Here is a 21,713-nt window from a genome sequence, read left to right as displayed (position 1 = left end):
CTCACGCGCGGCGGCCGGCCGTCACCGCGGCCGGCCGGTCGGCACGGGGTCGGCCGGTCGGCACGGGGTCGGCCGGTCGGCACGGGGTCGGCCGGTCGGCACGGGGTCGGCCGGTCGGCACGGGGTCGGCCGGTCGGCACGGGGTCGGCCGGTCGGCACGGGGTCGGCACGGGGTCGGCCGGTCGGCACGGGGTCGGCACGGGGTCGGCCGACCCAGGGTCAGGCGACCGCGGTGTCGCGTCGCTTCTGGATCTCCGCCCAGACCTCGGGGACCCGCGCGTCGAGATCGTCGAGGGCGCCCTCGTTCTCGATGACGATGTCGGCGATCTTCAGCCGGTCCTCCCTGGTCGCCTGGGCCTTGATGCGGGCGACGGCGTCCTCCTCGGCCATGCCGCGCAGCCGGGTGAGGCGGTCAAGGCGCGTCCCGTCGGAGGCGTCGACCACGATGACCAGGTCGTACATCGAGGCCAGCCCGTTCTCGGCGAGCAGCGGCACGTCGTACACGACGATGGCGTCGTCGGGGGCCGCGCGCTGCAGCTCACCGACGCGCTCCCCGACCCGGGGGTGCACGATCGCGTTGAGGCGCGCGAGCTTCTCCTGATCGGCGAACACGATCTGCCCGAGCTTCTCGCGGTTCAGCGTGCCGTCCTCGCGCAGCACTCCCGGGCCGAACGCCTCCACGATGAGCGCGAGGCCGCTCGTGCCCGGCTCCACTACCTCACGGGCGATCTTGTCGGCGTCGATGACCACCGCGCCCCGGTCGGAGAGCCGCCGCGACACCTCGCTCTTGCCCGATCCGATGCCACCCGTCAGCCCGACCTTCACCATGCACGGAAGCGTAACCGGCGCTACACGGGCTTGCGCATATGGACCATGGTCAGGTGCTCGTGGACGCGCTCACGCCCGGTCTCGCGATAGCCGAGCCGCCGGTACAGCCGCAGGTTCCCCTCGGACAGGTGCCCGGTGAACAGGCCGAACGCGTCGACCTCCGGGCCGAGTTCGGCCTCGAGGGCCTTCATCAGCGCGGTGCCGAGCCCCCGGCCCCGCTGGTCGGGCGCCACCACGAGCCGTCCGACCAGGCACGTGCGGTCGGCGCGCCGGCCGCGCACCGACCCGACGATGCGCCCGCCGGCGACGGTCTTGAGCACCGTCGCGGACTCGATCACCGCGCGGATCTGCTCCAGCGACTCCACCAGGGGCGCGATGAAGGGGTCGCCGTACAGCTGGGCCTCGGTCACGTAGGCCGCGCGCTGGAGGGTCAGGATCTCCCCCGCGTCCTTCGTCTGGGCCCGCTCGATGCGCGTCACCCGCCCACTGTAGGGCGCGCCCTCCTGGGCCCGTGTGCGGACCGGACAGATGGGATGGGGGGAATTGCCAGGTATGCCGTTCCGGGACCTCCCTGGGCCCGTACAGCGCCGCCAGGGGGCACGGTGGGCCGTCAAGGGACGCGGCGGGAAGCCGCCGACCGCCCATCGGGGCGGTGATCCGGCGAGATACGAAAAGGACCCCACCGCGGTGGGGTCCTTTCGTGAACGGAAACTCAGAGCGTCAGCTCTGGCCACCCGCCAGCTTCTCGCGAAGAGCGGCCAGGGCCTCGTCGGAGGCCAGGGCGCCCGCGGCCGGAGCCGGGCTGGTGGACGAGGGAGGCGTCTCACCGGAGTAGGTGGACGGCCCAGCGGCCTCCGCCTCCTCGGCGCGAGCCTTCTCGACCTGCGACTTGTGAGCCTCGAAGCGGGTCTGGGCCTCGGCGTACTGCCGCTCCCACTCCTCGCGCTGCTTCTCGAAGCCCTCGAGCCACTCGCCGGTCTCGGGGTCGAACCCGTCGGGGTAGATGTAGTTGCCCTGCTCGTCGTAGGTCGCCGCCATGCCGTACAGCGTGGGGTCGAACTCGACGTCGGCACCGATCGCGCCCTCGTTCGCCTGCTTCAGCGACAGCGAGATGCGACGGCGGTCGAGGTCGATGTCGATGATCTTCACGAAGATCTCGTCGCCGACCTGGACGACCTGCTCGGGAATCTCCACGTGGCGCTCGGCCAGCTCGGAGATGTGGACCAGGCCCTCGATGCCCTCCTCGACCCGGACGAACGCACCGAACGGCACCAGCTTGGTGACGCGCCCGGGGACGACCTGGCCGATCTGGTGGGTGCGGGCGAACTGCTGCCAGGGGTCTTCCTGCGTCGCCTTGAGCGACAGGGACACCCGCTCGCGCTCCATGTCCACGTCGAGAACCTCGACGGTGACCTCCTGGCCCACTTCGACGACCTCGGAGGGGTGGTCGATGTGCTTCCAGGACAGCTCGGAGACGTGCACCAGGCCGTCGACGCCGCCGAGATCCACGAACGCACCGAAGTTGACGATCGAGGACACGACGCCCTTGCGGACCTGGCCCTTCTGAAGGGTGTTGAGGAAGGTCTGGCGAACCTCCGACTGGGTCTGCTCGAGCCAGGCGCGGCGGGAGAGAACCACGTTGTTGCGGTTCTTGTCCAGCTCTATGATCTTCGCCTCGAGCTCGCGGCCGACGTACGGCTGCAGGTCGCGGACACGGCGCATCTCGACCAGCGACGCGGGAAGGAAGCCGCGCAGGCCGATGTCGAGGATCAGACCGCCCTTGACGACCTCGATCACCGTGCCGGTGACGATGCCGTCCTCGTCCTTGATCTTCTCGATCGTGCCCCAGGCGCGCTCGTACTGCGCGCGCTTCTTGGACAGGATCAGTCGGCCTTCCTTGTCCTCCTTCTGGAGAACCAGGGCCTCGACGTGCTCGCCGACCTCGACGACCTCGGCCGGGTCGACATCGTGCTTGATCGAGAGCTCGCGCGAGGGGATGACCCCCTCGGTCTTGTAGCCGATGTCGAGCAAGACCTCGTCTCGATCGACCTTGACGACGGTGCCTTCGACGATGTCGCCGTCGTTGAAGTACTTGATGGTCTCGTCGATCGCGGCGAGGAAGGCCTCCTCGGAACCGATGTCGTTGACCGCTACCTGCGGGGTGCTCGAGGTGGCCTCAGTGCTGCTCGTCATGTGTGGAATTGCTCCGAACGCGGACAGATGTCGATGTGGCGGACGCGCGGCAGGCCCTCTTTATCGCTCAAGCCGAAGATGGTCGAGATGACCCGTGGTCGACATGACCGAGCGCGAGCCCGCTCCGTCCGAGGCGCACGCGAGCCCACAGCGCAGCGATCAGCATATGAGAGTACGCGGGCGTGGTCAATCCGGCGTCCCCACGCACAACCCCGCAAGCCCCTAGTAGGCGATCTTCAGCCCATCGAACTTGGCCTGGATCTTACCCTGAAATCGACGCGGCATGGAGACGTGTACAGGATCTCCGTCCGACGTGTATCGCTTATCAGGGTGCTTGTCGAGCCATCCCAGCCAGTACTGGGAGCACCATCTGCGGCACTCCCCCCTTTTACCGTTGGACTGGATTCTCGGGATGTCGTAGGGGTCGAAGTCCTTCGCGTAGGGCGAAACCGCCGGCTCGGCTCCCGCGAGGAAGACGGCCTGGAAGTGGTAGGAGGTGCCGTCCCACTTTCCCTCGTGCGCCAGCGAGCGTTTCTTCGGCTTGCTGCCGTACGGCAGGGCGAACGTGGTCGACGGCGGGGCGCCGAGTTTCTTCAGCAGCCGCTCCTCCCGCACGATCGCCTCGCTCACCTTCTTCTTGCTCAGGCGGTGCAGATCGGGATGGCCGAGGGTGTGGTTGGCCACCTCGAACCCGCGGTCGACCAGCCACCGCACGGCCGCCGACTGGCGGTCGCGGTCGACCAGGCCGAAGGGGTTCTTGTTCACCCAGAAGGTCGCCACCGGCCGGAAGCCCGGGTGCCTGGAGGCGACGTCGTAGATGACGCCGACCGCGGTGTCCTTCTTCGGCTGGCCGTCGGCGTCCAGGGCGAAGTGCGAGGGGTGGCCGTCGTCGAAGGTGAGCACGACCGGGTGCGCGCCGGCCGGGATGTCGATGGCGCGGGCCGTGAACTCCGCCGCGGTGATCGGCACGTAGCCGCGGTCGGCCAGCCACTCCAGCTCCTTGCGCAGCTGCGCGGGCGTGCGGTCGATGGAGGCGAGCCGCTTCTTCAGGATGCGGTGGTACATCAGCACCGGCACCGCTCCGAGCTCGTTGGCCCGGGCCTCCTTCGCTGACCGCTCGGTCGCCGCCGACGGAGCCGTCGGGCTCGCCGCGGGGACCGGGCTCTTGTGAGCGGGCACGGCCGCCGGCCGGGTGGTGGCCTTGTCGTCGCCGAACGGCAGGATGATCAGCGCCACGACGGCGACGATCATGACACCGACGTTCACGATGCCGATGACGGACGTCAGGCCGGGCGTGCTCCGCACAAGTGCTCTCCTGGATCGGCTGCGGGTCGGTTTTCACCCTAGGACAACCCATTCGGCGCCGTGGCGATCCAACGTACACGCCTGGCATGTGCTGAAATTTGCTCGTGAACTGGAGTCTGCGTGCCTGCGGCCGTCACGGCCATGTCACCTACGCCCCTACCGAGGAGGCGCTCCGCCGGCGCCTGCGTGCCGACACGGCCCTGGGCGAGGCCTGGCGCTGCCTGCGGTGCGGTGACTACACCCTCGGCGCGCCGCACGGCTCCGGCCCGGCCGAGGAGGCGCCCATCGTGCTTCGGGGCAAGGCGCTGCGCGACGCCACGATCCTGCGTCTGCTGGCGGTGTTCCGCTGGGGCAAGGGCCTGCTGGTGCTCGGGGCGGCGTTCGGCATCTGGCGGTTCCGCGCCCACCAGGACGCCATCAGCATGGCCTTCAACGAGGACCTGCCGCTGCTCCAGCCGCTGGCCGACAAGCTCGGCTGGAACCTCGAGGAGTCGGGCGTGGTGCACACGCTGCGCACGGTGCTCAGCGCGGAGAGCAGGACGCTGACATGGATCGTCCTCGGCCTGCTCGTCTTCGGGGCGCTGCTCATGACCGAGGGCGTCGGCCTGTGGCTGCTGCGGCGCTGGGGTGAGTACTTCGCCGTCGTCGCGACGTCGCTCTTCGTCCCGATCGAGATCTACGAGATCGTCGAGAAGGTCACCTGGCTCAGGATCGTCATCCTGCTGATCAACCTCGCGGCCGTGCTGTACATCCTGCTGTCCAAACGGCTGTTCGGCCTGCGGGGCGGGCGCGCGGCCCACGAGGCCGAGCGCCACGAGACGAGCCTGCTGGAGGTGGAGGCGGCCGCCGTCGAGGAGTCCCTCTCAGGCCACCGCCACCATCCCGCCACCGCCACGACCGACTGACCCGCAAGCGGCACCCGCCCGGCCGGGCCAGAGCCCTCCTGAGCTCCCCCGGCCGCTCAGAGGCGGCCCCACCGTCCGCGGGTGGTCCCGTCATCCGGGTGCTCCGGCCTGCCGGGGTGGCCCGGCCCGCCAGGGTGGCCGGGCCTGCCGGAGGCGGCCCCGCGGGTGGCGGGGCGCGGCGATCTGTCAGTGGCCGGCGTCCTGCCAGGTGCGGCCGATGCCGACGGAGACCTCCAGGGGCACCCGCAGCGAGTAGGCGGCGCACATCTGGGCGACCACCAGCTCGCGCAGCCGGTCGAGCTCGCCCGGGGCGACCTCGAACACGAGCTCGTCGTGGACCTGCAGCAGCATGCGAGAGCGCAGATCGTGCTCGCGCAGGGCCTCGCCCACGTTGAGCATCGCGACCTTGATGATGTCGGCGGCCGAACCCTGGATGGGGGCGTTGAGCGCCATGCGCTCGGCCATCTCGCGCCGCTGCCGGTTGTCGCTGGTCAGGTCGGGCAGGTAGCGGCGACGGCCGAGGATGGTCTCGGTGTAGCCGTCGTGGCGGGCCTGCGCGACGATCGCCCCGAGGTAGTCGCGGACGCCGCCGAACTCCTCGAAGTACTCGTCCTTGAGCGCGCGCGCCTCGGCGACGGGGATGCTGAGCTGGCCGGAGAGACCGAAATCGGACAGGCCGTAGGCCAGGCCGTAGTTCATCGCCTTGATGCGGGCGCGCAGCTCGCCGTCGACCTGCTCCGGCGGGATGTCGAACACCCGGGCGGCGGTCGCCTTGTGGAAGTCGTGCCCGGACTCGAAGGACGCGATCAGCGCGGCGTCCTGCGAGAGATGGGCCATGATGCGCAGCTCGATCTGGCTGTAGTCGGCCGTCAGCAGGCTTTCGTACCCCTCGCCGACGACGAAGCCCTGCCGGATGCGGCGGCCCTCGGCGGTGCGGATCGGGATGTTCTGCAGGTTGGGCTTCTCCGACGACAGCCGCCCGGTGGCCGCCCTGATCTGGTTGTAGGTGGTGTGGATGCGCCCGTCGTCGCCGACCTCCTTGATCAGGCCCTCGACGGTGGTGCGCAGCTTGGTCTGGTCACGGTGGCGCAGCAGGATCGTCGGCAGCTCGTTGTCGGTCTGGGTGGCGAGCGTCGCCAGCGCGTCGGCGTCCGTGGTGTACCCGGTCTTGATCTTCTTGGTCTTCGGCAGCCCGAGCTTGACGAACAGGATCTCCTGGAGCTGCTTGGGCGAGCCGAGGTTGAACTGCTCGCCGACGACCCGGTGGGCCTCCTCGACCGCCTGCTTGACGGCGGCGCCGAACTCGGCCTCCAGCCCGGTGAAGTAGTCGCGGTCGGCGGCGATGCCGTCACGCTCGAGCTCGGCCAGCACCCGCACCAGCGGCAGCTCGACCTCTCGCATCAGGCGGATGCCGCCCCTGGGCTCCAGATGGGCCTCCAGCGCGTCGGCCAGGTCGCGCACGGCCTGCGCCCGGACGGCGAGCTCCTCGCCGGCGTTCTCCTCGGGGTCGTCGAACAGCGCAGCCTGGCCGCCGGTGTCGGCCTCGGCGCGCAGCTCGCGGTGGAGGTAGCGCAGCACGAGGTCGTCGAGCGGGAAGGACGACTGGCCCGGCATCGCGAGGTAGGCGGCAAGGGCCGTGTCGCACGTCAGCCCGCGCAGGTCGAGCCCATGGGCCCACAGGGCCAGCAGGGGGCCCTTGGCGTCGTGCAGGGCCTTCGGACGGGACTCGTCGGCCAGCCAGCCCCTCAGCGCGATCTCGTCGGCCTGGGTGAGGCCTGTGAGGTCGAGGTAGGCCGCGCGCTGCCGCCCCTCGCCGTCGGTGGGGACGGCGATGGCCAGGCCGTCGATCGTGCCCGTTCCGCTGCCGTAGGCGCCCTTGATCGCGAGCCCCGCGCGGCCCTCGGGCATCGCGGCGAGCCACGCCTCGACCTCGTCGGGGCCGAGCGTGTCGACCTCGACCTCGAAGCCGGCCTCGGCCTCGGGCTCGGCCGTGCCGATGCTCTGGTAGAGCCGGTCGCGCAGCACGCGGAACTGGAGCGTGTCGAAGAGCTTGTGGATCTCGTCGCGGTCCCACTGGCCCATCTTGAGGTCGGCGACGTCGACGTCCAGCGGCACGTCACGGCGCAGCTCGGTGAGCTGGCGGTTGTGGATGACCTGGCCGAGGTGCTCGCGGAGCTTCTCGCCGACCTTGCCCTTGACCTCGTCGACCCGGTCGACCAGCTCGCTCAGCGAGCCGAACTCCTTGATCCACTTGGCGGCGGTCTTCTCGCCCACGCCCGGGATGTTGGGCAGGTTGTCGCTCGGGTCGCCGCGCAGCGCCGCGAAGTCGGGATACTGCGTCGGGGTCAGGCCGTACTTCTCGACGACGGCTGCGGGGTCGAACCGCGTCATGTCGCTGATGCCGCGCCGGGTCATCAGCAGCGTGATGCGGTCGTTCACCAGCTGGAGGGCGTCACGGTCGCCGGTGACGATCAGGACGTCCATGTCGCGCTCGGCGGCCCGGTGGGCGAGCGTCGCGATCAGGTCGTCGGCCTCGTAGCCGGCGAGCGACAGGTAGGGCAGCCGCAGCGCGTCCAGCACCTCGAAGATCAGGCTGACCTGGCCGCGGAAGTCCTCGGGGGTCTCCTGGCGGTTGGCCTTGTAGTGCTCGTACGCCTCGTGCCGGAAGGTGGGTTCCGACCGGTCGAAGCAGACGACCACATGGCTCGGCTGCTCGTCGCGCAGGACGTTGATGAGCATCGAGGTGAAGCCGTACACCGCCTCGGTGTGCTGGCCCTCGGTCGTCATGAGGTTCGCGTCCTTCAGCGCGTAGAACGCGCGGTACGCGAGCGAGTGCCCGTCCAGCAGGAGCAGGCAGGGGCGGGAGGGGGTCGGTTCCTTCTTCGGCACACCCGCAGCCTAGTCTCCATGTACGACAGAACACCCCTGGCTGTGCAACTGGAGGCCTCCCTTTGACCATGCTGGATCCCGGCGATCTCGCCCGTCTCGAAGCGGTGTACGGCGACTTCAAGGGCACTCTGGTCGCGACCATGGGCATCGAGTTCCTGGAGGCCAGGGCCGAGCGCGTGGTCGCGCGCATGCCAGTCGAGGGCAACACCCAGCCCTATGGGCTGCTCCACGGGGGCGCCTCCTGCGTCCTGGCGGAGACCCTCGGCTCCACCGGCGCCGCCCTGCACGCCGGGCCGGGCCGCCAGGCCGTCGGCGTGGAGATCAACGCGACGCACCACCGGGCGGCGACCTCCGGTCACGTCACCGGCGTCGCGACCCGCATCCACGGCGGCCGAACCATCGCGACGTACGACATCGAGATCACCGACGAGCGGGGCCGCCGCGTGTGCACTTCGCGACTCACCTGCATGCTTCGTGACGCCCAGTGATATTTGGTCCGTATCGGGCTACGATTTACCACTCTCTTTGCACAGGAGCCCCATGGCTCGCTAGCGTTGTGACGCCAGAGCCCGTGGGTGATTGAGTAGACAACGTGTGCGGCCGGGGAAGCCCTACATGGCCCCAAAGATCACCCGCGGGCTCCTTGCGGCCGGCCCCCGCCGGGCGCGGGGGCCGGCGAACGCTCCGGCGAGGGTCGTGACAGGTCTTCAGCGCGCCGGCGGTGAGTCCGCCGCGGCGCCATCCTGCCCCGCGGACACGTCATCTTCCGCGTGCGTCGGGTCGAGCACCCTCTTGAGGAAGGTGCGGGTGCGGGCGTGCTGAGGGGCGCCGATCACCTGGTCCGGCGGGCCCTCCTCGACGATCACGCCGCCGTCCATGAACACCACGCGGTCGGCGACCTCCCGCGCGAAGCTCATCTCGTGCGTGACCACCAGCATCGTCATGCCGTCGCGCGCGAGGTCGCGCATGACCGACAGCACGTCGCCCACCAGCTCGGGGTCGAGCGCGGAGGTCGGCTCGTCGAAGAGCATGAGCTCGGGGTCCATCGCGAGGGCCCGCGCGATCGCCACGCGCTGCTGCTGGCCTCCGGAGAGCTGGGGCGGGAAGGCGTCGCACTTGGCGCCGACGCCGACCTTGTCCAGGTTGTCGCGGGCGATGCGCTCGGCCTCGTTCTTGCCCCGCTTGAGCACCCGCCGCTGAGCGATCATGACGTTCTGCAGGACCGTCAGGTGCGGGAAGAGGTTGAACGACTGGAACACCATGCCGAGCCTGCGCCGGGCCGCGTCGATGTCGACGTCCGGATCGGTCAGCTCGACGCCGCCGACGGTCACCTTGCCCTTGGTGGGCTGTTCGAGCAGGTTGACGCACCGCAGCAGCGTCGACTTGCCCGAGCCGGACGGGCCGATCACGCAGACGACCTGGCCCTCGTCGACGGTGAAGTCGACGCCCTTCAGCACCTCCAGGTCGCCGAAGGACTTGTGCAGGTCCCTGATCTCGACCGCGTGCGCCATCGGGGTCACCGTCCCTTCGCCTGACGCGTTTCGAGGCGGCCCGCCAGGTAGCCCAGCGGGATGGTGACGAGCAGGTACGTCAGGCCGACCACCAGGATGGGCGTGGCGTTGCTCGTCGTCGACGCGAGGTCGTTGCCGAACTTGGTCAGCTCGACGTACTCACCGCTCACGCCGAGGAACAGCACCAGCGAGGAGTCCTTCAGCAGTGAGACGAACTGGTTGGTCGTCGGCGGGATCACGATGCGGATCGCCTGCGGGATGACCACCGAGATCATGGCCCGCGAGTGGGACATGCCGAGCGAGCGCGCCGCCTCGGTCTGCCCCTTCGGGACGGCCTGCAGGCCCGCTCGCAGGGTTTCGGCCATGTAGGCCGAGCTCACGATCGTCAGGCCGAGGACGCCCTGGCCGTAGGTCCCTCCGGGGACCTCGAAGCCCGGCAGTGCCAGCGGCAGGAACAGGATGAGCAGGAAGATCAGCAGTGCGGGAAGGCCACGGAAGATCTCGATGTAGACGATGGCGATCCAGCGGTACGGCCGCACGGAGGACAGCCGCATGAGGGCGAGCAGCAGCCCGCCGAGGGAACCGAAGACGAAGCCGCCGACGGTGTAGATGATGGTGTTCCGGAGCGCGACCGTGAACACGTCGGGGAACGCCTGCCTCGCCACGTCCATCTTGGCGAAGTTCTGGGCGAGCCCCTGCCAGTTGGTCAGGAAGGCGACCGCGACGACCGCGGCGATCAGGATGACGTACTGGACGCCGCGGCTGATCCGCTGCTTCTTACGAGGGCTGAGCCTGGACCCGCCGGGCGCTCGCCCGGCGGGCCCGGCCGGCTCGGCCGTCATGGACTGGTCGGCCATGGATCAGGAGATCCCAAGCTCGCCAGGCTTCTTGCCGAACCACTTGACGTAGATCTGCTCGTAGGTGCCGTCGGACTTGGCCTTGGCGATCTCCTCGTTGATCACCTTGACCAGCGCGTCGTTGCCCAGCTTCAGGCCGATGCCGTACTGCTCGCCGGTGTCGAGGCTCGCGATCACCTCGAACTTGTCGGCGATCTCGGGCTTCTTCAGCCAGGTGAGGACCACGGGGAGGTCCTGGACGATCACGTCCGCCTGGCCGGACTGCAGGCCCAGCAGCTCCTTGGGGGAGTCGGCGAACTCGGTCGGGTTGAAGCCCTTGCCCTTGACGTAGTCCAGGCCGGTCGTCGAGGCCTGGGCGCCGAGCTTGAGGCCCTTGGCCTTGACGTCGTCGAGCGACTTGGCGCCGGTGCCCTTCTTGGCGAGCAGCGCCTGCGTCGCGTCGAAGTAGGGGTCGGAGAACAGCAGGTTCTTCTGGCGTTCCGGAGTGATCGTCATGCCGGCGGCGGCGACGTCGCACTTGCCGGCGTTCAGCGCCGCACCACTCTTGATCACCGCGAAGTCGATGTCCACGATGTCCTGCGGCACACCGAGCTTCTTGGCCGCGAGGTCCACGATGTCGACGTCGAAGCCGACGACCTTGCTGCCTTCCTTGAACTGGAACGGCTCATAAGGCAGGTTCGTGCAGGTGGTGAGTTTGCCGGGATTGATCAACTTGATCCCGGAGGCGGCCGCGGCACTGCCGGCGGGCGCGCTCGAGCTCGTGGCGCTGGTGTCGGATCCGCCACCACAGGCGGAGAGAAGGCACGCGGCGCCCACGGCGAGCGCCCCGATGGAAGTCAAACGGCGACGCCTGGACCAAAAGACCACAACGTCCTCCTGTTCAGCTGTATGTCGGAGTTAAGTTAAGTTACCGTAACCCTGGCCATGGTCCCGCACCTGGTCACCAGGGGTATTACCGGAAAGAAACGATCGCACAACACCTGTAACACCCTGGCACTCCCGGCTGGGCCGAAGGTTAAGGTGCGATCGTGCGGGCGCCTCTCCTCCTCCTGAGCTTCGCTGCCATCGCGTCCTTATTCTTGACCGGCTGCTCCGGTGGCCCGGCCAAGCCGGCCGCGACCCCGTCCCCCACCTACGAGATCCCCGCCGAGACGGCGCGTCCCGACGAGTCGGTGATCAAGGCGGCGCCGGTGGTCGACGGGCAGATGCGCTTCCGCGTCCTCGCCTTCCGGGACGGCATGCCGAGCATGTTCGGCAGCCACGCCGAGTGGAACGCCAAGGGCCAGTACGTCCGGGTGCGGGTTTTGATCGAGAGCACCGACCGGACCAACCAGAAGTTCGACGCCAAGCAGCAGCTGCTGGTGGCGGCCGACGGGCGCACGTTCCACATCGACAGCTTCGGCCAGGCCATCAAGCGGCAACCCGACGAACTGCCCGTCGGCAGCTTCGTGCGCATGGAGTTCGACCTGTGGTACGACGTCCCCAAGGACGCGAAGATCACCAAGATCAGGTTCTTCGGCGACCCGCCGCTGGGCGCCATCGGCCCCTCCAAGGGCATCGACGTGGCGCTGCGCTAGCCGCGCGCCTCCACGCCGGGCGGCGGTGACCCGGCCGGAACGCCCGTCCCGGCCAGGCTCGTCACACCGCGGCGCCTCAGTGGGCGCCGAGCTCGCCTCCGAGGTACGCCTCGCGCACCTGCGGGTCGTTGAGCAGATCGGCGGCGGGGGCCGACTTCACCACCCGGCCGGTCTCCAGGACGTACGCCCGGTGGGCGAGCTGGAGCGCCTGCTGGGCGTTCTGCTCGACCAGCAGGACGGTGGTCCCCCGGTTGTTGATCTCCTTGATGATCGCGAAGATCTGGGCCACCAGCATCGGGGCCAGGCCCATCGACGGCTCGTCCAGCAGCAGGACCTTCGGCTTGCTCATCAGCGCGCGGCCGATGGCCACCATCTGCTGCTCGCCGCCCGACATGGTGCCGCCCGCCTGGTTCTTGCGCTCGGCGAGCCTCGGGAACAGCTCGAACACCTCGTCGAGGTCCTTGGACAGGTCACCGGTGCGGGTGTAGGCGCCCATCAGCAGGTTCTCGGTCACGGTCATGCCCGGGAACACGCCCCGGCCCTCCGGGGACTGGCCGATGCCGGCCTGCACCCGCTTGTGACCGGGCAGCTTGCTGATGTCCTTGCCGTCGAAGGTGACGGCGCCCGACGTCAGCGACCGAAGGCCCGAGATGGTCTTCAGGGTGGTCGTCTTGCCCGCGCCGTTCGCGCCGATGAGGGTGACGATCTCCCCCTCGGCCACCTCGAGGGAGATGCCCTTGATCGCCTCGATCTTGCCGTAGTGGACGTGGATGTCCTTGACTTCAAGAAGCATCTGCGGGAGCCCCCAAGTACGCCTCGATGACCCGCGGGTCGTTCTGCACCTCGGCGGGGAGACCATCGGCGATCTTCTGCCCGAAGTCCAGCACCGCGATGCGGTCGCTGATGCCCATGACCAGCGCCATGTCGTGCTCGATCAGCAGGACGGTGCGCCCGGCGTCGCGGATCCTGCGGATCAGGCCCTGCAGGGACTCCTTCTCGGCCGGGTTCATGCCCGCCGCCGGCTCGTCCAGGAGCAGGAGCTTGGGCTTGGTGGCCAGCGCACGCGCGATCTCCAGCCGCCGCTGGTCGCCGTAGGGGAGGTTCTTGGCCGTCTCCTCGGCGCGGTGGCCGATGCCCACGAACTCCAGCAGCTCGCGGGCCAGCGCCTTGCCGTCACGCTCCTCGTGGCGGTGCCACGGCAGGCCGAGCGCGACGCTGAACATGCCCGCCCGGTGGTGCGCGTCGGCGCCCACCATGACGTTCTCCAGCGCCGACATGTTGTGGAACAGCCGGATGTTCTGGAACGTGCGGGCGACGCCGCGCTTGGTGACCTTGAACCGCTTCATGCCGTCGATGCGGTCGCCGTCGAACACCACCTGGCCCGACGTCGGGCGGTAGACGCCGGTGACGACGTTGAACACCGTCGTCTTGCCGGCGCCGTTCGGCCCGATGAGCGCGAAGATCTCGCCCTCGTTGATCGTCAGCTCCACATCGCGCAGCGCGGTGACGCCGCCGAACTGCATCTTGACCTTCTGCAGCTGCAGAAGCGGACGCGGATCGCTCATTTCGCTGCCCCTTCGGCTGCTGCGGCGTGGGTCTCCGGATCGGGGACCTCCGCGCCCATGGCGCCCATGCCACCCGTTCCCTCCGCCAGCTCCGCCTTGCGGCGGCGCGAGGGCAACAGGCCCTCGGGACGGAAGATCATCAGGGCGACCAGCGCGGCGCCGAACACCATGATGCGGTATTCCGACAGGCCACGGAACCGCTCCGGCAGCCAGGCTACGAGGAACGCGCCCAGGATGACGCCGGGGATGTTGCCGGAGCCGCCCATCACGACCGCCGCCAGGATGGTCGCGGACAGCATGAACAGGAAGTCGTTCGGGTTGATCGAGATCGTCTTGGAGGCCCAGACGACACCCATGGCTCCACCGATCGAGGCGCCGATGGCGAAGGCCAGCAGCTTGAACTTGAACGTCGGCACGCCCATGACCTCGGCGGCGTCCTCGTCCTCGCGGATGGCGGCCCAGGCGCGGCCGACCCGGCTCTTCTCCCACCGCTTCACGAAGATGATGATCGCGGTGGCCACCACCACCAGGAGGTAGTAGTACGGCCGGGGGTCGAGCACGCCGTAGTGAAAGATGTCGACGCCGAAGACCGTCACACCGTCGATGCTCGGCGGGTGCGGGATGCCGGCGATGCCGCGCGGGCCGCCGATGGCGTCGGTGTTCTCCGCCGTCTGGCGGACGATCTCACCGAAGCCGAGGGTGACGATGGCGAGGTAGTCACCCCGCAGGCGGAGCGTCGGCCCGCCCAGCACGATCCCGGAGATCGCCGACAGGATCACGCCGGCGACGAGGATCTCCCAGAAGTTCAGCCCCATCCTGGTGCCGAGCAGCGCCATCGAGTAGCCGCCGATGGCGAAGAACGCGACGTACCCGAGGTCGAGCAGGCCCGCCTGGCCGACGACCACGTTGAGGCCGATCGCGAGCACCACGTAGGTGCCGATGGGGAAGAACAGGACGCTGGCCCAGTCGCTGTACGGCGACATGATCGGGCCGAGGGACTCGGAAGGCAGCAGCAGCGCCGCGATGAACAGCAGGACGTAGACCGTCCAGCGCTGCCAGCCGGGAGCGGACGCCCACCTGTCGCGGACGCCGTCGATGAACGCCGAGAAGGCGTTCTTACCGTTGGTGATCGTGGTGTTGGTGCTCATGCGCGCGCCTGCTGGAGTGATTCACCGAGGATGCCGGTGGGCCGGAACATCAGGACCAGGACGAGAACCGTGAACGCGATGACATCCTTCCATCCCGAGCCGAAGACGGCGGCACCGTAGTTCTCGATCAGACCGAGGAACAGGCCGCCGAGCAACGCTCCACGTAGGTTGCCGATGCCCCCGAGCACCGCGGCCGTGAAGGCCTTGATGCCGAGGAGGAAGCCGATGGAGAACTTGGTGACCTCGAACTGGAGCACGAACAGCGCGCCGGCGACGCCGGCCATCAGGCCACCGATCAGGAACGTCATCCGCACGATCTTGTCGATGTCCACGCCCATCAGCACCGCGGTCTCGGGATCCTGGGAGGTGGCGCGGATGCCGCGGCCGATCTTGGTGCGGTTCACCAGCAGGTCCAGCAGGACCATCATGCCGATCGCCGCCACGAAGATCAGGACCTGGTCGACCCGGATCTGCGCGCCGCCGAACGTGAAGAGGGTGTCCTTCTCCATGATGCGGGCCACACCCATCTGGTTGCGGCCCTGCTGCGGACGGTTGAACACGTGCGGGATGAGCACCAGGGCGAAGAGCTCCTGGAGGAAGAGCGAGGCGCCGATGGCCGAGATGAGCGCGGCCAGGCGTGAGGCTCCGCGTTTGCGGAGCGGGCGATAGGCGATGCGCTCCAGCAGCATGGCCGAGCCCGCGGAGGCGAAGCCTCCAACGAGCACCATCAACAGCAGCCCACCGACCAGGGCGAACCCGGTGAGCGGTGTGGTGATGCCGAGCGTCATCACGACGAACGCCGACGCCATGGTGCCGATCATGAAGATCTCGGAGTGCGCGAAGTTGATGAGACGCAGCACGCCGTAGACCATCGTGTAGCCGAGGGCGACGAGGCCGTAGATCGCGCCCAGGATGAGGCCGTCGATCGTGTACGGCCAGAAGGAGCCGAGGAGGTTATCGAACACGGGGTTTCGCTTTCGAGGAAGCCTTCACGCGAGGACGGGCACGGACAGGGGCGGGAGCGCAGCTGCGTTTCCCGCCCCTCACTGGCTTGGCCGGTGACTACCTTCCGTCAGCCGAGCTTGGCCGTCGTCGTGTCGCCGAGCAGGCCGATCTGGCCGTCCTTGACCTGGTACATGTAGATCGACTTCGCCGAAGGCTCACCGGTCGGGTCGAACTTGATGTGCTTGGAGATGCCATCGAAGTCCGACTTGCCGACCGCCTCGTTGATCGCGTCCGCCGTGGTGGCGCCGCCGGCGATGGCCTTGGTGAACGCGGTCATGGCGTCGTAGCCCTCGGTCGCGTAGATCAGCGGGTCGGCGCCGAACTTCGCCTTGTAGTCGGTGGCGAACTTCTTGACCTTCTCGTCGGTCTCGGCCGAGGTCGGGATGCGGCAGGGGCAGCCGATGAGCACGCCCTCGGCCTGTGCGGCGCCGGCGCTCTCGATGATGCCCTTGTCCAGGGAGCCGTCGGCGGAGAAGAACTTCGCGTCCACGCCCTTGTCCCGGAGCTGCTTGATCAGCTTGCCGGCCGCGGCGTAGTAACCGCCGAAGAAGATCGCGTCCGGCTTGGCCGCCGCGACCTTGTTGACCGTCGAGGAGTAGTCCGTGGCGGCCGGGTCCAGAGCGTCGTCGGTGACCGTGGCGCCCTTGGTCTTCAGCTGGGCGCGCACCGCGTCGCCGAGGCCCTTGCCGTACTCGGACTTGTCGTCGACCACGAAGACGTTCTTGGCGGCGGCGGCGCCGGCGATGAAGTCGGCGATGGCCGGCCCCTGCACGCCGTCGTTCGGCACGACGCGGTGCCAGTACTTCCAGCCGTTCTTGGCGAGGTCCACGTTGGTGGCCGAGGCGGAGATGTTCGGGATCTTCGCCTCCTCCAGCACCGGGACGGCCTGCTTGGACTCACCGGAGAAGGCGGGACCGACCATCGCGACGACCTTGTCGCTCTTGATGGCCTGCTGGGCCAGGTTGACGGCCGTCGTCGGGTCCGCGCGGCTGTCGTACTTGATCATTTCCAACTTGACCTTGGGGTTGGTCGCGTTGTACTCGTCCACGGCAAGCTGAGCGCCGTTGCTCGGCGGGATGACGATGCCGGAGTTCTCACCCGACAGGTCGCCCATAAAGCCGATCTTCAGCGTGGTCGGCGCGGCGGAGTCGCCCCCACCGGTCGAGCCCGAGTCACCGCCACCACAGGCGGCGAGACCAACGGTAAGTGCCACACCGACGGCGAGCACGCCCCCGAGGCGAGCAATCTTGGGCCGCAAGGTTGCCTTCCTTTCGCCTGATCCCGCACGTCGGGATCGGGTCCACAGAACCACCCTGGCAGTCTGGCCAGGGGTCGATGACGGCATTACACCCAGCTCAAGTCACAGGTCGGTACAGAGTCACATCACGTTACCGCTTCGTTATCACACCGGTCCTCTTCGGCGATCAGCGTGAAAAGTAAAGGTCACATAGCAGGTGGCGAGATGTGAAAGATCGACCGGGCGGGTTTCGGAAGCGGGCACGGCCCCGTGACGGGCAGGACCCGGCCGCGCGGCGGGGCCACACGTTGACAGCGTGACAGGCCCCGTATTGACAGGGTCGTCACGATCATGACTCCTCGGGCTCCTGCGCCTCGCTCACCACGGCCTGGGCTACCTGGCGCATGCTCATCCGGCGGTCCATCGAGGCCTTCTGGATCCAGCGGAACGCCTGCGGCTCGCTCCAGCCGTGCTGGGCCATCAGCAGGCCCTTGGCCCGTTCGACGAGCTTGCGGGTCTCCAGCCGCTCCCCGAGGGTGGTGACCTCCCGCTCCAGCGCCGTGATCTCCTCGTGCCGGCTGACGGCCATCTCGATCGCCGGAACGAGGTCGGACTTGGTGAACGGCTTGACCAGGTAGGCCATGGCCCCCGCGTCCCTCGCCCGCTCCACGAGGTCGCGCTGGGAGAACGCCGTCAGGATCAGGCAGGGTGCCACCCGCTCCGACACGATGCGCTCGGCGGCCGAGATGCCGTCGAGGATGGGCATCTTGACGTCGAGGATCACCAGATCGGGGCGCTGCTCCAGAGCCAGCTTGATCGCCGTCTCGCCGTCCCCGGCCTCGCCGACGACGGCATAGCCCTCTTCTTCCAGCATCTCCTTCAGGTCGAGGCGGATCAGGGCCTCGTCTTCCGCGATCACCACTCGTCGCTGCGTACTCACGACCAAGAGAGTACCGATGTCCGCTAGATTAGGGACACGAGCACCACGGCGCCCCGATAGACCAACGGCAGAGTCGATGGCCTCAAAATCCATACAGTGTGGGTTCGAATCCCACTCGGGGCACTGCACCGGCGAAACCGCGTGGCCGAGGCCGCGCGGTTCTCATCTCCTCCCCCGCGCCCGCCGCGGGCAGCCACAGGTACCACACGCGTCCCTCGGGCGTGAGCAGGCGCCGGGGCACCCGGCCCGCGGCCCGCGTCTCCTGCTCGTGGGTGACGTAGGCCGCCACCGCCCCGCCGAGCCTGGCCGGGGAGGTCGCGCGCACGGTGCGGTACGCGCATCCCGCCTCGTAGGCGATGGGCAGCGTCCCCGCCGGGCCGCCGACGACGCACGGGGGGCGTAGCCCCGCCTTCCGCAGCGTCTCGGCCACCACCCGCTCCCCCGCCCGGTAGGCCACCGACCGCTCCACGCGGCGCCCGAGCACCAGATGCTGGGTGACGAGCTGGCCGGTCACCGCCAGGACGACGAGCGCGGCGGCCACCCGCCCGGACGACGCGAGCCGCACCAGGAGCAGGGCGACGGGCAGGGCCAGCAGGGCGTAGGCGGGCAGCAGGAAGCGCGGCGCCCCGTATCCCACCAGGAACAGGTACTGCGCCGCCAGGGCCGCACCGGCGGCGCAGGCCACCCCATACGGCCGGGCCACGCCGAGCCGGCGTGCCGCGAGCAGCCCACCGGCGACCGCGAAAGGCAGAGCGAGCCACCATATCCCCAGGTGCGGGTACCTGATGGGGGTCGTGCACGGCCGGCACAGCAGCGGCCCGTTGAGCGCGGCGAACTCATGGACCACGCCCCAGGTGGGCCGCAGCCGTCCCTGGATCCTGGCGGCCTCCTGCAGGCGGTGCAGCGGCCCGCCGTGCCACAGGAACGCCTCGACGACCCACGGCGCGAGCCCGGCGCCGAGCCCACCGGCCATGGCCAGGCCGGTGGCGGCGAAGGCACGCCGCCGCCCGCTCAGGGCCTGCGGGTCCGGGCCCGCCACGGCGCCGCGCCGTCCCTCGCGGAGCACGAGCACGGCCACGACGAACCCGAGCACCAGCCACGCGGCGTCGCCGGGCCGCAGCACCGCGACCGCCGCGACGCTGAACGCGAGCCCGGCGAGCACGCCGCGCCTCGGCGGATCGGCGAGGGCCGCGCCCGCCAGGGCGGCACCCGGCAGGGCCCGGTCGCGGAGAGCAAGAAGCAGGAAGGCGGTGGCCGCGACCGACCCGTAGGCGACGTACAGGTTCGGCATGACCGCGCCGCCGTAGTACTGCGCGACCCACAGCCCGGCGAGCAGCAGTGCGGCCAGCGCCACCGTCCACGACCGGCCGCGGTGGCGAAGCACCCGCAGCCATGGCAGGTACGCCAGGAACAGCCCGGCGGACGACAGCAGTGTCATCCAAGGGCGTACGACCTGCGGCGAGGGCGAGAAGGCCGCGGCGGGGGCGGCCAGCCAGGTGATGCCACGGGCGCGCGGCGCGGTGAACGCGGCGTCGGGCAGACTCGGGCTCACCTGGCTGAGGTAGACCAGCTCGTCCCAGCCCCAGCGCAGGCCCGGGCCGACGAACCACAGCTGCGTTACCCCGTACAGCGCCGCCACGGCCGCCAGTGGGCCCGCCGGGCGGCGCAGCGCCCGAGACACCGGCTGGAGCACCGCCCGGGACGCCGTGCGGAGCAGCCGGGACGCGGCAGGGCGGCCGGCCCGGGACCGTCCGGCCTCGTCAGCTTGTTCCCCGGCTACCGTCATGCGGCCGATCCAACCGGCGGGCCTTACCGGCGGGCCGCCTCACATGCGCCCCTTGGCGATCTCACCACCGAAAGTTGCCCCGGACCCGCGAACATCCGCCGGGTCACCCGCGGCACAGGGGCGCCGACCCCGCCGCACCACTCCCCGCCGCCCCGGCGCCGAATGGACGAACGACTCGACGAGCGGGAAGAGCCACCCGGCGGCCCCGAGGGCCACCGGCCGAGCGGCCGGTCAGCCGCTGCTCGTCATGGCGGAGCCGATGGTGTGGACGCGCACGGTATCGGTGGAGCCGTGGTCGGCCGCCGCCCGTGACGGCCGAGCCGTGGTCAGCCGCCGCTGGTGACGGCGGAGCCGATGGTGTGGACGCGCAGGGCGTTGGTGGAGCCGTGGTTGCCGGGGGGCGAGCCGGCGACGATGACGACCTTGTCGCCCTTCTCGTAGCGGCCGGTCGACAGCAGGGCCGACTCGACCTGGCGCACCATGTCGTCGGTGTGGTGGACGAACGGCACCTCGAAGGTCTCGACGCCCCAGGTGAGGGCGAGCTGGCCGCGCACCTCCGGTGCGGAGGTGAAGGCCAGCAGCGGGATCGGGGACCGGTAGCGGGCGAGCCGCCGCGCGGTCTCCCCCGACATCGTGAACGCGCACAGCGCCTTGGCGCCGACGATCGCGCCGACCTCGGCCGCCGCGCGGGCGATGGCGCCGCCGGTGGTCTCGGGGAGCCGCTCGAAGGTGTGGGTCGACTCCAGCGAGTCGGCCTCGGCCGCGGAGGCGATGCGCGCCATCGTCGCGACCGACTCGATGGGGTAACTGCCGACCGAGGTCTCGCCGGAGAGCATGACGGCGTCGGCGCCGTCCATGACGGCGTAGGCGACGTCGGAGACCTCGGCCCGGGTGGGCCGGGGAGCGCTCATCATGGAGTCGAGCATCTGGGTGGCCACGATGACCGGGTGGGCCTTCTCCCTGGCCAGCGCGATGGCCCGCCGCTGCACGATCGGCACCTGCTCCAGCGGGAGCTCCACGCCGAGGTCGCCGCGCGCGACCATGATGCCGTCGAAGGCGTCGACGATCTCCTCGAGGCGCTCGACCGCCTGCGGCTTTTCGATCTTGGCGAGGAGCGGCAGGTGGACGCCCTCCTCGTCCATGATGGTGCGGACGATCGCCGCGTCGTCGGGGCTGCGCACGAAGGACAGCGCGATCATGTCGAAGCCGGTGCGGAGGGCCCAGCGCAGGTCCTCCTCGTCCTTCTCGGTGAGGGCGGGGGCGGAGACCGCGACGCCCGGCAGGTTGAGGCCCTTGTTGTCGGAGATCATGCCGCCGACGACGACCTTGGTGACGACTCGCGGCCCTTCGACGGCGGTGGCCTCCAGGCAGAGGCGGCCGTCGTCGACGAGGATCGTGTCGCCGGGCTTGACGTCGGTGGGCAGGCCCTCGTAGGTCGTGGAGACCATGGCGCGGTCACCGGGGACGTCCTCGGTGGTGATCGTGAAGACGTCACCGAAGCCGAGACGTACCGGGCCCTCGGCGAACCGGCCCACACGGATCTTGGGGCCCTGCAGGTCGGCGAGGACGCCGACGGCCTTGCCGAGCTCGGCGGCCGCCTCCCTCACCCTGGCGTGTACCTCTTTGTGCAGCTCGTGGCTCCCGTGGCTGAGGTTGAACCGCGCCACGTTCATCCCGGCGGCGATCAGCTCGCGCAGGCGCTCCGGAGAGGAGGTGGCGGGCCCCAGTGTGCAGACAATCTTCGCTCGACGACTCACAAGTCCTACCCTAATTGGTACAGACCACTTGATGATGACGAAGTTCACAGCACCCGGCGAAATCCAGGTGACATGAGCCTGCCATCTACGGCTCCCCGGCACGTCGCCGCAGGTAGGAGGTGCGGCCCCGGAGGGGGACCGCAAGGGGTGCGACAGGGCGCGCGAGGTCCGTATTGGTCTTCGTGTACTCCTCAGAATAGTTGTCGCATG

The 21,713-nt window shown here is 69.5% G+C and carries 19 protein-coding genes and 1 tRNA gene; 5 read left to right on the top strand and 15 right to left on the bottom strand.

Annotated elements, in window-relative coordinates:
• Positions 1 to 219: 219 nt before the first annotated feature.
• The 4 genes from coaE to MYF83_RS34320 form a co-directional block, all read right to left on the bottom strand.
• Positions 220 to 828, bottom strand: a complete 609-nt coding sequence (gene coaE, locus MYF83_RS34335; RefSeq protein WP_248964921.1) for a dephospho-CoA kinase — start codon at positions 826 to 828, stop codon at positions 220 to 222.
• 20 nt (positions 829 to 848) lie between these two features.
• Entirely contained in the window at positions 849 to 1,307 is a 459-nt protein-coding gene (locus MYF83_RS34330) for a GNAT family N-acetyltransferase (RefSeq protein WP_248964920.1), read from the bottom strand.
• 241 nt (positions 1,308 to 1,548) lie between these two features.
• Positions 1,549 to 3,021, bottom strand: a complete 1,473-nt coding sequence (gene rpsA, locus MYF83_RS34325; protein WP_248964919.1) for a 30S ribosomal protein S1 — start codon at positions 3,019 to 3,021, stop codon at positions 1,549 to 1,551.
• A 222-nt stretch (positions 3,022 to 3,243) separates the two neighbouring features.
• Positions 3,244 to 4,326: a polysaccharide deacetylase family protein gene (locus MYF83_RS34320; protein ID WP_248964918.1), complete on the bottom strand. Its 1,083-nt coding sequence runs from the start codon at positions 4,324 to 4,326 to the stop codon at positions 3,244 to 3,246.
• A 104-nt stretch (positions 4,327 to 4,430) separates the two neighbouring features.
• On the opposite strand from MYF83_RS34320, the gene MYF83_RS34315 reads away from it, so the two are divergent.
• Positions 4,431 to 5,231, top strand: a complete 801-nt coding sequence (locus tag MYF83_RS34315; RefSeq protein WP_248964917.1) for a DUF2127 domain-containing protein — start codon at positions 4,431 to 4,433, stop codon at positions 5,229 to 5,231.
• Positions 5,232 to 5,417: 186 nt separating this feature from the next.
• Here MYF83_RS34315 and polA read toward each other — a convergent pair whose 3' ends face one another.
• Positions 5,418 to 8,120: a DNA polymerase I gene (polA, locus tag MYF83_RS34310; RefSeq protein ID WP_248964916.1), complete on the bottom strand. Its 2,703-nt coding sequence runs from the start codon at positions 8,118 to 8,120 to the stop codon at positions 5,418 to 5,420.
• A gap of 68 nt (positions 8,121 to 8,188) precedes the next feature.
• Here polA and MYF83_RS34305 point away from each other — a divergent pair, with 68 nt between their 5' ends.
• Positions 8,189 to 8,608 (top strand): PaaI family thioesterase, encoded by a 420-nt coding sequence (locus tag MYF83_RS34305; RefSeq protein ID WP_248964938.1) that lies wholly within the window; start codon positions 8,189 to 8,191, stop codon positions 8,606 to 8,608.
• 219 nt (positions 8,609 to 8,827) lie between these two features.
• Here the strand turns inward: MYF83_RS34305 and MYF83_RS34300 are convergent, their stop codons facing one another.
• From MYF83_RS34300 to MYF83_RS34290, 3 genes are read right to left on the bottom strand one after another with little or no spacing between them, the layout of a single operon-like run.
• The gene (locus MYF83_RS34300; RefSeq protein ID WP_248964915.1) at positions 8,828 to 9,631 is read right to left on the bottom strand and encodes an amino acid ABC transporter ATP-binding protein; all 804 of its coding nucleotides are present in this window, start codon (positions 9,629 to 9,631) and stop codon (positions 8,828 to 8,830) included.
• Positions 9,632 to 9,636: 5 nt separating this feature from the next.
• Positions 9,637 to 10,488, bottom strand: coding sequence for an amino acid ABC transporter permease (locus MYF83_RS34295; RefSeq protein ID WP_248964914.1), 852 nt, complete (start codon positions 10,486 to 10,488; stop codon positions 9,637 to 9,639).
• 3 nt (positions 10,489 to 10,491) lie between these two features.
• Positions 10,492 to 11,328 carry an ABC transporter substrate-binding protein gene (locus tag MYF83_RS34290; RefSeq protein ID WP_248964913.1) on the bottom strand — a complete coding sequence of 279 codons (837 nt, stop codon included), beginning with the start codon at positions 11,326 to 11,328 and terminating at the stop codon, positions 10,492 to 10,494.
• A 188-nt stretch (positions 11,329 to 11,516) separates the two neighbouring features.
• Between MYF83_RS34290 and MYF83_RS34285 the strand changes: the two genes are divergently transcribed.
• Positions 11,517 to 12,065, top strand: coding sequence for a DUF4352 domain-containing protein (locus tag MYF83_RS34285; protein WP_248964912.1), 549 nt, complete (start codon positions 11,517 to 11,519; stop codon positions 12,063 to 12,065).
• 76 nt (positions 12,066 to 12,141) lie between these two features.
• Here MYF83_RS34285 and MYF83_RS34280 read toward each other — a convergent pair whose 3' ends face one another.
• From MYF83_RS34280 to MYF83_RS34255, 6 genes are all read right to left on the bottom strand, one after another.
• Positions 12,142 to 12,858: an ABC transporter ATP-binding protein gene (locus MYF83_RS34280; RefSeq protein ID WP_248964911.1), complete on the bottom strand. Its 717-nt coding sequence runs from the start codon at positions 12,856 to 12,858 to the stop codon at positions 12,142 to 12,144.
• On the bottom strand, positions 12,848 to 13,630 hold the full coding sequence (locus MYF83_RS34275) for an ABC transporter ATP-binding protein (protein WP_248964910.1): 783 nt from the start codon (positions 13,628 to 13,630) through the stop codon (positions 12,848 to 12,850). Before MYF83_RS34275 ends, MYF83_RS34280 begins: the two co-directional genes overlap by 11 nt.
• Positions 13,627 to 14,778: a branched-chain amino acid ABC transporter permease gene (locus MYF83_RS34270; RefSeq protein WP_248964909.1), complete on the bottom strand. Its 1,152-nt coding sequence runs from the start codon at positions 14,776 to 14,778 to the stop codon at positions 13,627 to 13,629. The genes MYF83_RS34275 and MYF83_RS34270 overlap by 4 nt, the downstream gene beginning before the upstream one ends.
• Positions 14,775 to 15,743, bottom strand: a complete 969-nt coding sequence (locus MYF83_RS34265) for a branched-chain amino acid ABC transporter permease (protein WP_248964908.1) — start codon at positions 15,741 to 15,743, stop codon at positions 14,775 to 14,777. The genes MYF83_RS34270 and MYF83_RS34265 overlap by 4 nt, the downstream gene beginning before the upstream one ends.
• A 107-nt stretch (positions 15,744 to 15,850) precedes the next feature.
• Positions 15,851 to 17,041, bottom strand: coding sequence for a branched-chain amino acid ABC transporter substrate-binding protein (locus MYF83_RS34260; protein ID WP_248964907.1), 1,191 nt, complete (start codon positions 17,039 to 17,041; stop codon positions 15,851 to 15,853).
• A gap of 328 nt (positions 17,042 to 17,369) precedes the next feature.
• Positions 17,370 to 17,942 carry an ANTAR domain-containing response regulator gene (locus MYF83_RS34255; protein ID WP_248964906.1) on the bottom strand — a complete coding sequence of 191 codons (573 nt, stop codon included), beginning with the start codon at positions 17,940 to 17,942 and terminating at the stop codon, positions 17,370 to 17,372.
• A 68-nt stretch (positions 17,943 to 18,010) separates the two neighbouring features.
• On the opposite strand from MYF83_RS34255, the gene MYF83_RS34250 reads away from it, so the two are divergent.
• Both MYF83_RS34250 and MYF83_RS34240 read left to right on the top strand, forming a co-directional pair.
• A tRNA-Leu gene (locus tag MYF83_RS34250) sits at positions 18,011 to 18,083 on the top strand.
• A gap of 364 nt (positions 18,084 to 18,447) precedes the next feature.
• Positions 18,448 to 20,058: a hypothetical protein gene (locus tag MYF83_RS34240; protein WP_248964905.1), complete on the top strand. Its 1,611-nt coding sequence runs from the start codon at positions 18,448 to 18,450 to the stop codon at positions 20,056 to 20,058.
• A gap of 14 nt (positions 20,059 to 20,072) precedes the next feature.
• Here the strand turns inward: MYF83_RS34240 and pyk are convergent, their stop codons facing one another.
• Positions 20,073 to 21,503: a pyruvate kinase gene (gene pyk, locus MYF83_RS34235; protein WP_248964904.1), complete on the bottom strand. Its 1,431-nt coding sequence runs from the start codon at positions 21,501 to 21,503 to the stop codon at positions 20,073 to 20,075.
• Positions 21,504 to 21,713 lie beyond the last annotated feature (210 nt).

The sequence above is a fragment of the Sphaerisporangium perillae genome (assembly GCF_023276435.1).
Classification (GTDB): domain Bacteria; phylum Actinomycetota; class Actinomycetes; order Streptosporangiales; family Streptosporangiaceae; genus Sphaerisporangium; species Sphaerisporangium perillae.
The sequence above is the reverse complement of the archived record's forward strand: the minus strand, read 5'-3'. Positions and strand labels throughout refer to the sequence as shown.